This window comes from Mesorhizobium sp., from assembly GCF_005063415.1.
Lineage (GTDB): Bacteria > Pseudomonadota > Alphaproteobacteria > Rhizobiales > Rhizobiaceae > Mesorhizobium.
Map to the genome: position 1 here is coordinate 1 of NZ_SUEG01000183.1, position 9,087 is coordinate 9,087.

Annotated in this window: 12 protein-coding genes, 2 tRNA genes and 1 pseudogene; 9 read left to right on the top strand and 6 right to left on the bottom strand. The window is 59.8% G+C overall.

Features of this window, described 5'->3' with window-relative positions:
- From E5W70_RS28575 to E5W70_RS28590, 4 genes and pseudogenes are all read right to left on the bottom strand, one after another.
- A pseudogene (locus E5W70_RS28575) lies at nt 1–472 on the bottom strand (DUF2497 domain-containing protein); the annotation flags it as partial.
- 198 nt (nt 473–670) lie between these two features.
- Complete coding sequence (locus tag E5W70_RS28580; protein WP_292664658.1) at nt 671–2,062, bottom strand: TolC family outer membrane protein; 1,392 nt, start codon at nt 2,060–2,062, stop codon at nt 671–673.
- A gap of 186 nt (nt 2,063–2,248) precedes the next feature.
- A complete protein-coding gene (locus E5W70_RS28585; protein ID WP_292664659.1) occupies nt 2,249–2,917 on the bottom strand; it encodes a protein-L-isoaspartate O-methyltransferase in 669 nt (222 codons plus the stop codon).
- Nucleotides 2,918–3,006: 89 nt separating this feature from the next.
- A tRNA-Cys gene (locus E5W70_RS28590) sits at nt 3,007–3,080 on the bottom strand.
- Between the two features lie 215 nt (nt 3,081–3,295).
- Here E5W70_RS28590 and E5W70_RS28595 point away from each other — a divergent pair.
- Nucleotides 3,296–3,496: a hypothetical protein gene (locus tag E5W70_RS28595; RefSeq protein WP_292664660.1), complete on the top strand. Its 201-nt coding sequence runs from the start codon at nt 3,296–3,298 to the stop codon at nt 3,494–3,496.
- Nucleotides 3,497–3,559: 63 nt separating this feature from the next.
- Here the strand turns inward: E5W70_RS28595 and E5W70_RS28600 are convergent, their stop codons facing one another.
- Nucleotides 3,560–3,820: a hypothetical protein gene (locus E5W70_RS28600; protein WP_023676401.1), complete on the bottom strand. Its 261-nt coding sequence runs from the start codon at nt 3,818–3,820 to the stop codon at nt 3,560–3,562.
- A gap of 220 nt (nt 3,821–4,040) precedes the next feature.
- Here E5W70_RS28600 and E5W70_RS28605 point away from each other — a divergent pair.
- The 7 genes from E5W70_RS28605 to E5W70_RS28635 all read left to right on the top strand — a co-directional run bounded on the left by E5W70_RS28605 (nt 4,041) and on the right by E5W70_RS28635 (nt 7,446).
- Nucleotides 4,041–4,115, top strand: a tRNA-Asn gene (locus E5W70_RS28605).
- Nucleotides 4,116–4,268: 153 nt separating this feature from the next.
- Nucleotides 4,269–5,075: a DUF3800 domain-containing protein gene (locus E5W70_RS28610; protein WP_292664661.1), complete on the top strand. Its 807-nt coding sequence runs from the start codon at nt 4,269–4,271 to the stop codon at nt 5,073–5,075.
- A gap of 241 nt (nt 5,076–5,316) precedes the next feature.
- A complete protein-coding gene (locus tag E5W70_RS28615; RefSeq protein WP_292664662.1) occupies nt 5,317–5,625 on the top strand; it encodes a hypothetical protein in 309 nt (102 codons plus the stop codon).
- 1 nt (nt 5,626) lies between these two features.
- Nucleotides 5,627–5,827: a hypothetical protein gene (locus E5W70_RS28620; protein ID WP_292664663.1), complete on the top strand. Its 201-nt coding sequence runs from the start codon at nt 5,627–5,629 to the stop codon at nt 5,825–5,827.
- 9 nt (nt 5,828–5,836) lie between these two features.
- Entirely contained in the window at nt 5,837–6,214 is a 378-nt protein-coding gene (locus E5W70_RS28625) for a hypothetical protein (RefSeq protein ID WP_292664664.1), read from the top strand.
- Between the two features lie 85 nt (nt 6,215–6,299).
- Nucleotides 6,300–7,136, top strand: coding sequence for an NYN domain-containing protein (locus E5W70_RS28630; RefSeq protein WP_292664665.1), 837 nt, complete (start codon nt 6,300–6,302; stop codon nt 7,134–7,136).
- Nucleotides 7,137–7,272: 136 nt separating this feature from the next.
- The gene (locus tag E5W70_RS28635; RefSeq protein WP_292664666.1) at nt 7,273–7,446 is read left to right on the top strand and encodes a hypothetical protein; all 174 of its coding nucleotides are present in this window, start codon (nt 7,273–7,275) and stop codon (nt 7,444–7,446) included.
- A 167-nt stretch (nt 7,447–7,613) separates the two neighbouring features.
- On the opposite strand, the gene E5W70_RS28640 is transcribed toward E5W70_RS28635, so the two are convergent.
- Nucleotides 7,614–8,006, bottom strand: a complete 393-nt coding sequence (locus E5W70_RS28640; RefSeq protein WP_292664667.1) for a hypothetical protein — start codon at nt 8,004–8,006, stop codon at nt 7,614–7,616.
- Between the two features lie 451 nt (nt 8,007–8,457).
- Here E5W70_RS28640 and E5W70_RS28645 point away from each other — a divergent pair.
- A partial coding sequence (locus E5W70_RS28645; protein WP_292664668.1) for a gamma-glutamylcyclotransferase occupies nt 8,458–9,087 on the top strand: 630 nt, incomplete at its 3' end.

Sequence of the window (9,087 nt, forward strand, 5' to 3'; positions counted from 1 at the left end):
TCCGGGGTGGCTCGGCCCGCTCCGGCTTGGCCATCGCGTCGCCGACCGCGGCGATCTCGCGCCGCCAATCGGCAATGATGGTGTCGGTCGTCTCGGCGGCCTTGGCTGTCGCGGGCCGATCCGGCTTTGCGGGCGGCGCGGGAGCGGCGTTCACCTCAGCCAGCGTCGCCGCTGCTTTTGACGGGCCAGGGTGCAGCGGCGTTTCCAGGCGCTCAATGACCGGCGCGGCCGCTGGCTGCACCTCGGCGCGCGTGACCGGCTTGGCGATCTCCAGTCCGCCGCGCAGTTCGGAGCGGAACGCATCCCCCTCCGCTGCCCGTCCGGCTGCCGGCGCCGGCTGCAGATCCTGGCGCAGCTCGTCCGCGTCGCCCGGCTGCTTGCGGCCGGTATCGCTGTCCTCGATGATCCTTCTGATGGAAGCCAGTATCTCTTCCATGGAAGGTTCGCGCTGTACGCTGCTCGCCGTCGCCATCGTCACATCCGCCGCCCTTGTGACTCGTTCTCAGATTTCCTGTCCGGCAATGCCGGATTCGAATCATGGCAACAGCGTAACCGACGGAACGGCTTGCGAGAATCCCCAATCTGGCGACATCGCGGATTTCAACAGATTAGGGTCGGGAGTTGAAGCCCGCGCGTCGTTCGAGCGCGGGCTGAAAACACGGCTTGGTGATCAGCGGCCGTCGGGCGTGCGCAGGCCGATCCACTTGTCCTTGACGGCGTCGTAATGCTCTTCGGGCCTGTACTTCGTCACGTTGAGCGCAAGGCGCTCTGCCGACAAATGGCCAACCGCCGAGAGGATGGCATAGCTTGCCACCACCACGTCGCGTTCGGCGCTGACAAGATTGATCTTGGCGGTGATGAGGGTCGCCTGCGCGTTGAGCACGTCGAGCGTGGTGCGCTGGCCGACATTGCGCTCTTCGATGACGCCGTTCAGGGCAAGCTGTGCGGCGGCGACCACCTGCCGGTTGGCCGTGACGCTTTGCTGCGCGGCGGTGTATTGCGACCATGCCGAGGTCACCGCTTGGCGCACGGTGTCGCGGCTGACATCGACCTCGATACGGGCCTGGCTGAGTGATTCCTTTGATTGGCGAACCAATGCCGAGGTCCGGCCGCCGGAATAGATCGGTATCGTCAACGTCGCGCCGATGTTCGCCGAATTGGTTACGCCATCCTGTGTCGAGGAGAGCGAGCCGGGCGCGGTGCCGCGAATGGCGCTCGAAACACCTGCCGACGCCGAGAGTTGCGGCAGCAACGCGCCTTCGGCAGACTTCACCGAAAACGCCGCCGCGTCGACCAGATGCGCGGTGGCGAGGATGGCCGGATGCTCGGCCGATGCGATCGCGATCGCCGCGTCGAGGCTCGACGGCAACAGCTTCGACACCGGCGAAGCCGGCCTGAGCCTGCCCGGCTCGTCGCCGACGATCTGGCGATAGGTCGCAGCGCTTGCCAGCGCCGTCGCGCGGGCGGCGCTCAACTGCGCCACCGCGGAGGCACGCTGGGCGTCGGCTTGCGCGACGTCGGTGCGGGTACCTTCGCCGACCTCGAAGCGCGAACGCGCCGCACGCGCCTGCTCGGTCAGGAATTGCAGGTTCTGTTCGGTCAGCACGGCGACCTGGCGGTCGCGGATAACGTCCATATAGGCGCTTGCCGCGTTGAAAAGAGTGTTTTCTTCGGCGTTGCGCAGGCTTTCGAACGAAGCGCGGACCCGCGATTCGGCGGCCGCCACATTGTTCCTGGTCTGAAAACCGTCAAACAGCGTCTGGTCGATCTCGACGCCGAAGTTGCCGGTGGTTATCGAGATGTTTCGGTGCAACCGATTGCTGTGGCTGGCGGTATAATCAATGCTTCCGGAACCAGTGATGGTCGGGCGCCAGCCGGACTTGGCGATGGCGACGCCCTCGTCAGTGACGCGAACGCCGGCGCGTGAAGAATTAAGCGAGGAATTGTTCTGATAGGCCTTTGAAAGTGCCCCGAGAATGGTTTCGGCCGAGGCGGCCAGTGGAGACAGCGCGGTCGCCGAAACGAGGACGGCGGTAAAAAGCAACTTGCGTACAGACGGCACGTTATATTCCCTCATTCGTTTTGCACGGGAACTGCGCCACGCTGGCTTCTCCTCTGATCAGCCGGCGCCGCGTTTTTTATCGTTCCCCCGCTGAAAGCCCCCAAGAAACACCCGGTTATGCAGATCAGCAACGATTGTTCAAACGCAAGCGATCATGACAACGCCTTCGCTGCAAGGCAAAATCACTCAGAATTCGAAGGCGGGAATACGTTCGAATCCCGGTAGTGGCTTAATTGCCGCATTAAATGCGCGTCTTCCCGTTACAACCCCTCCAGTCTTAAAAAAAAGCCGGGCTACGCCCGAATTGCCCTGCCCTTCAACGGCGACGAGTCGGCCGCCTTCGGCAAGCTGTTCGAACAGCGCCGCCGGCACCTCGCCTACGCTGCCGCCGATCAAGATGACGTCGTAAGGCGCCTTGGCGGCATGGCCTTGCGGCAGCGGTCCCTGGACCACGGTGACATTGCCACAACCCAGCGCCGCGAGCGTCGACGTGGCGCTCTCGGCCAGCGCCGCATCGCTTTCCAGCGCGACCACGGACCTTGCCAGCCGCGACAGGATCGCCGTCGCATAGCCGGTGCCGCAGCCGACATCGAGTGCCGAATCGCTTGGGCCGACATCGGCCAGCTGCATCAGCTTGGCCAATGGCGACGGCTCCATCAGATAGCGCGGACCATCGGCCGTATCGGCAATGCGGATGTCCTCATCGATATAGGCAAGATCGCGCTGGCCGGCGCCGACAAAGGCCTCGCGCGGCACAACAAGCATCGCCTCGAGCAGCGGCGCGCTGGTCACGTCGGTGGTGCGGATCTGGCCGTCGACCATCTTCACCCGGCGTTCGGCAAAATCAGCGCTCATGTTCCAACCATCCGCTTGCCGCGCAAAGGCCGCGGCTGTTTCGACCGGAACTGAAGCCCCCTGGCGCTGACGCGCGGGAGCTCGGGCATTGGAGGCCTCGCCCGGAATCGAACCGGGGTGCAAGGATTTGCAGTCCTCTGCGTAACCACTCCGCCACGAGGCCTCATTGCTCCCGGCGTTCCACCCGGCTCCAATAGGTTGCGGCGAAAATGCCGTCAAGCGGCCACCATGCATTCCCAACGGTTCTTCCAACATCGAGGCACTGCTTATCAACGCAATGCCATGCTAGCAATAATATATTAGCTTATCGTTAAGCATGATTCTCGGCGACAGGAACCCGAACCCGGCGGCCACGATGGGCAGAAAGGAGGCTCCGCCATGGCTCAAGCAGCTACGAAAGACGGCACACCGCGCGGATTGTCGCAGTCTGCAGAGCTTGTGCGCTATGCCATCGACCGCCTCAGCATAGAAGGCGCAAATAGCCTGCCGCCGCGCGACCCGGCGCGGCTGGCATCGGCTACCGCCGTTCTCAAGGAGCTCTGCGAACGCCTGGAAAGCTGCTTCGACCAACCTCGGTAGTGCATAGGCGGAGCACGCCGCTCTCAAACAATTGCCTGTTTCCGGCCTGTCAGCAGGGCAACCTCAATCCGGGCGCCGCCGTCGCTCCCACCAGACGACGAAGCGGCGCCGGTGACGGCGCACCAATGCAAATTCATAGGAGAGCACCAGCAATCCGATCGGTACCATCCAGAAACCCAGGATCGGCAGGAAGCCGAGAATGCCGCCGATGATCAGCACAACGCCGATCGCAATCCTGAGACCGCGCGAGCGCGGCATGGTGAACTGGCGGCCGAAGACCGAGATTTTCCGGGCCGGTGGCTGTTCGTCGCTCATTGCCGTCATTTGAAATGTCGATCCGTTTGCATCAGTAACACCATCAGCCGGAGAAAGCCGCAACGGCCTTTTCCGTTCCGTGACAGGCGAGAGACAGCTCATATGAGGGCGCTCGCCGGCCATTGCCAGAAAGCCTCGCGCCAAAAAGCATCGAAAAAATGCGAAATGCTTCTTTGCAAAGCCGAAACGGGTTTGCTATAGGCTGCCCCACTCACATAAGAGCCTCTGTTCCCCGGTAGCTCAGTGGTAGAGCAACCGGCTGTTAACCGGTTGGTCGCTGGTTCGAATCCGGCCCGGGGAGCCATTTGTTTTGTCTACCGCGTTGTTTTCATTACATCTTATGAAACACGCCGCTTACCTTCCCCTCTTTTTCTCCCCGCTTTTGAAGCGACCAACAAAACCCCGCTCGAAGTGGCCAACCGACCTTTGAGAGGGTCGTCCCCGATGGGAGTATGTTGTGGTGCTGCGTTACGTTTACCTGGATGAGAGTGGCACGCATGACCGTAGTCCCGCGCTCGCCATGGCTGGATACGTATTCGAGAAAGAGCAGGCACAGCGCTTCAGCCGCGATTGGAACAAGGACTTAAAGCGGTTTGGACTTCCCTTCGCTCATATGACCGATTGCGCCACCGGAAACGGTCACTATGAAGGGTTGTCCCTAGAAGATCGGATAAAGTCGGAAAAGGCCCTTATTGCTCACACGCGCCATCGTTCATCGTTCGGGGTAGCCGTCGCCGTTGACTATATTCGTTACAAAGAATTGTTCGGCCGAGGCCGCTACGACCATGACGCATACACTTTTTGTCTAATGGGGTGCGTGATTGCAGTCCATTATTGGGCGCAGGCTGCGGGGTATCGGGGGCGGTTTGCCTATGTGTTTGAGGCAGGACACGCCGCACAATCCGAAGCAAATGTGGTTATGAAGGGGATTCGTGGCAGCAGATTCGGCGACAGCTACTTCTCCCACACTTTCGTTGATAAGGAGGACGCACCTCCGCTTCAAGCAGCCGATATGCTGGCTTGGCAATATGCCCACCATCTGAAGCGCCGCGGCGAGGGATTTGAGGAGAAGCGGAAGGACTTCGTCGCCTTGATGAGGCCCGGTGATCAACTGCAAGAGGTGGCAGAGGGTGCCGTGGACCAATGGCGAGTGCTCATGAATGAGTTAGATCAGGATATATTAAAAAAACTGCGGGAAGATAATCCGGACATTTCGGAGAACGATATTGCATGGGCAGCGGCCCAAATGAAGCAGCGCTCCTAGTTTCACCCCATCGCTGGCCGCGTCCACGGACGTCGGCGCCGGGCACCCCGCCCGGCGGCGCATGATGGGCATTGAGGGTTGTGGCAATAAGCGTGGAGAGTCATCCGCGCGTCTATCAGACGCTGAACTGTCCAGCCTTTTGCCCCACTCATCATCCGCGGAATCGCTCCGTGATCCAATGGATCTTCCGGTCGACCTTCATCGGCTTGTGGATCACCAGGCGCTTCGGAAGGTGCTCCGGATGGACCTCGAGAAGTGTGATCTTCACCGTCGGCTTGCAGCGGCTGCAGTCGAATTTCAGCTTCAGTGGATCGACGCCGCCGCCATACACCATCATCAGGTCGGCGGAACGGCAGTAGCGGACGTTGCCGCAGCTGCATTCAGCTTTCACAAGCATGTTGTGCCGGGTCGCCTTGCCCAGCGTGTCGATCGGATCGTGCGCCACGAGAACAGAAAAGGAACATTTTCCTTCATCGTCAAGACCGGCTATGAAGGGTTTGCACAATTAAGAACGGTGACGACGTCCATGTGGCTGGCTCAGAGGGGGTAAGATGAAGTTTTCAACCTTAATAGCCGTGAGTGCCGTGTTTTTTGCTGGATTTGCTGCTTCTCAGAATAACCTGGCCGCGGTGTATATCGCCGTTGGCGTCCACGCGCTGCTATATACTTCTCACGCGATTGAGGTGAAGCTGAACAAGTTGCTCGACGATCGCGGGCTGACGATCACGCGGGGCCAAATAGACCGGTCTTGAGAGGGCAAGATGAGATTGCTGCTGTTTGTTCTGGGATCATTCGCGACAACCTCGGCATGGGCGCAGGACGTTGCATTGGCTTGCAATTACGAATGGGCGACCAACGACAAAGCTGAGCGCGTGCGCACTAGCGGCGATGTCTCATTCCTGGTGCATTTCACTAGTGACGCCGAGGTTCAAGCGCGGGGCACCAAATGTGGCGATCTAACAGGGACCGCAACTGAGGTTGAGATCAAGATCGGCTGCAAGTACCAACAGGGCGGATTCGCCGTAACCGAAGATTTCTACATCGACCGGGTAAGCGGCAAGATGCAGGCGTTTTGGAAATATGGAGACGCTGGCCTGGTTTACGAGGGGCACTGCGTGGTGACGAAGCCGCTTTTTTGAAAGGCGCGAGAGGACATCGCTAAAAAACGCACCCCTTGCGCGGACAGGTCGAATTGGGCAACTCACACGGGGGGTGAAGGAGGCTATGATTTTTGGTGGGAACCATGCACCAAGGGAGCGAGAATATCTTTTCATAGATGGTGGTTGCCTCAGAGCCAGTGCGAGGAAGATCTGCCAAGACCTATTTGGCGATGCCAGCGCTTACCAACCGCATGTCCCAGCGGTGGCCGGAGGTGGCTACGACAAAATTTTTTATTACGATGCCGTTTCAGGCAAGGCGCATGATGAAACACAGGCCGCATATGAAACTCGCGTCCAGCCAGACTACGATCGGTTTGCAAAGATCCAGGCGCTCGATCGCGTCCACGTTGCCCTCGGGCAAATTGTGGGGGCTGATAAGAGACAAAAGGGCGTCGATGTTCAACTAGCTGTTGATATGATGACCCATGCCTTCCGGGGGAACATCACCAAAGCAACACTGTTTGCGGCCGATTCCGATTTCATTCCTCTTATCAAGTCTTTGGTCAGTGAGGGATTGCATGTAACTCTTTGGCACCCGCCGCAAGCGAACACTGAATTGAAGGGTGCTGCGGATAGCACGCTCCTGTTCAGCTTTAAGGCTAATCACAGTTGCTTTACTGTTGATGGTCAGCAGTCAGCATTCTATATCGGGAGCTCGGGGAGCGGTGGAATAGACCCCGCGAACGATGGCCTAGCCAATATTGCGACCGTGGGTGAGTATCAATACGCGGCCCGCTGGCAGGGCGGCACTCTGAAAGTCTGGCGCGGCAGTCCAGGAACCGGGTGGTCTTACGTTAATTTTCTGGCACCTGGCTCGAGCTTGGCGAGAGCGATAACCGCGTTCGACTTAATCTATCCTTGGGGTATTGCGGCCGCCGGTGAGGGGTGGATCGAAACGTAGCGCGTTGGCCAAAATGCCTTTTGGTTTCCACCTATCTCGGCCGTTGCGACAGCCATATGACCGGCTTTGACCAAATCCTTGACGATCGGATGAGAATTACATCTATGGCGAGCGCACCGGCCTGCAGCTCGTGCGCATGGCGATCGAACTCACCTGCCCGGCCGGCGTGCTGCCGAGCGAGGAGGCGGTGAACCAGCTCTATGGACCGTTGCCGGTACATGAGGGCGAGGCGCTGGCGAAGGCGATCATCGAAACCGTCGAGCGACTGACCCGCTGCCCGCATCGCGATGAGGCTCCCTCCGGGACTTAAGTCCGACCTGCCCGCGCAATGGTCCCGTGCACGGGCGGCGAGGGGAACCGCAGCAGCCCATTCACAGTTGGAAGCGTCATCTCCGGGAGGAGAAATCGGCGCAAGAAAAGTCCCTTCGTTGCGCTGTAAGGGTCCGCAGGCCATTGCTGGATTTGGCAGGCGGACCCTTAGTTCTTCGGCGGGCCTTTTCCTGAATCGTTCCAGAAATCTTGCAGCGAAGCGTGGCGAAGATCTTCCTCGCCCCTGAGATGCTTGATGCGGACCTTGATGCCCGGCTTTACCCACTGCGTCGCCGGCCGTTTCGGCATGCCCTTCGGGGGTGGGCGGGCATGCTCTTGGACTCGCTTCCAAAGCCGCTCGCGCATCTCTCTATTGATGCTGATGAAGGCGCTACCGACATATTTTCCCGTGCCGGGCTCGGCCATCAAGGCGAAGGCCGGCTTGCCTTGCTCGCGCTCGACGCCGAGCAGTTCGAATTCGCCGACGGTATAGCATTTGGTCTTTAGCCAGTTGGTGGTCGGGCCGCTGACGTACCTGCTGCCGAGCCGCTTAGATACCATGCCCTCAAGTCCGGCCTGATCGACCAGATGATAGATGGCGTTTGCCTCGCCCGGCAGTGCCTGGCTGAACTGGATGCGGATGTCTAACGGGATGATGCCAAGATTCCGCGACGCTCCTCCATCGCACTGCGCAGATTGCGACCGTTCAGGTGCAGCAGGTCGAAGGCAACGAAATAGAGATCATGCTGGCGCACCGCTCGGATCACTGGACTCCTTCGGGAGATCGCTTGGAAGCCACTCAGGGAGATTGTTGCCGTGGTTCTTGTCCATGACGCCAACAATGCTTTCTGCCTACTTACGTTCCAGATTTCTAATGTACGATTTTGAGGAAGGGTTTCGCTCGCCATGTCAACGCGCCGGTCGGGTACCCTTTTTTGACGAGGTCCTACGGCAGACCCTGAAGCGAGTGCACTCCGTGCGGCATCTTGCCATGCCGGCAGTATCTGCCAGTATGGGCGATCTGGATCCGATGCCGCACGACATGCCCAGCAAAATCAGAAAGCTGACCTTGACCGCGGACCATATCGCGCGGATCCACAAGGTCGTTCAGGACCAGGGCTTGACGCCAGGTGCCGAGCTCCACACCGATGCCGACTACGACAGCTGGGTGGAGCAAATGATCCGAACGCATCCGGCCTCGACCACCCCGACCCGCCTGTTCGCTTACGGTTCGTTGATCTGGAAGCCGGAGATCGAACATGTCGGGGAGCAGCTGGGCATTGCGCGAGGTTGGCATCGTTCCTTCTGCTTCCGCATGACCCGCTTTCGGGGCACGCCTGAGCAGCCTGGCCTTATGATGGCTCTAGATCGTGGAGGGCAATGCCAAGGCCTCCTATACGACCTTCCCAACGACAATCTCGAAAGCCAATTCGGCAAACTCTTTCGACGCGAATTCACCTACAAGCCGGCCAACAGCATGCCCCGGTGGATCACGGTCGAGACCGCCTCCGGAGCCATTCCAGCATTGACCTTTGTCATGAACCGCGCCTCGGCGCTCTATGCCGGCCGCCAGTCGCTCGAAGCGGTTGCCGATGTCCTGGCCCGGGCCTGCGGTCATTGGGGCACCGGAGCCGAGTACTTG

What these genes read in the sequence shown, in the direction of transcription:
- E5W70_RS28585 (WP_292664659.1), bottom strand. Translation starts at nt 2,917, where the DNA reads ATGAGCGCTGATTTTGCCGAACGCCGGGTGAAGATGGTCGACGGCCAG.
- E5W70_RS28595 (WP_292664660.1), top strand. Translation starts at nt 3,296, where the DNA reads ATGGCTCAAGCAGCTACGAAAGACGGCACACCGCGCGGATTGTCGCAG.
- E5W70_RS28600 (WP_023676401.1), bottom strand. Translation starts at nt 3,820, where the DNA reads ATGACGGCAATGAGCGACGAACAGCCACCGGCCCGGAAAATCTCGGTC.
- E5W70_RS28615 (WP_292664662.1), top strand. Translation starts at nt 5,317, where the DNA reads ATGGACCTCGAGAAGTGTGATCTTCACCGTCGGCTTGCAGCGGCTGCA.
- E5W70_RS28620 (WP_292664663.1), top strand. Translation starts at nt 5,627, where the DNA reads ATGAAGTTTTCAACCTTAATAGCCGTGAGTGCCGTGTTTTTTGCTGGA.
- E5W70_RS28625 (WP_292664664.1), top strand. Translation starts at nt 5,837, where the DNA reads ATGAGATTGCTGCTGTTTGTTCTGGGATCATTCGCGACAACCTCGGCA.
- E5W70_RS28630 (WP_292664665.1), top strand. Translation starts at nt 6,300, where the DNA reads ATGATTTTTGGTGGGAACCATGCACCAAGGGAGCGAGAATATCTTTTC.
- E5W70_RS28635 (WP_292664666.1), top strand. Translation starts at nt 7,273, where the DNA reads ATGGCGATCGAACTCACCTGCCCGGCCGGCGTGCTGCCGAGCGAGGAG.
- E5W70_RS28640 (WP_292664667.1), bottom strand. Translation starts at nt 8,006, where the DNA reads ATGGTATCTAAGCGGCTCGGCAGCAGGTACGTCAGCGGCCCGACCACC.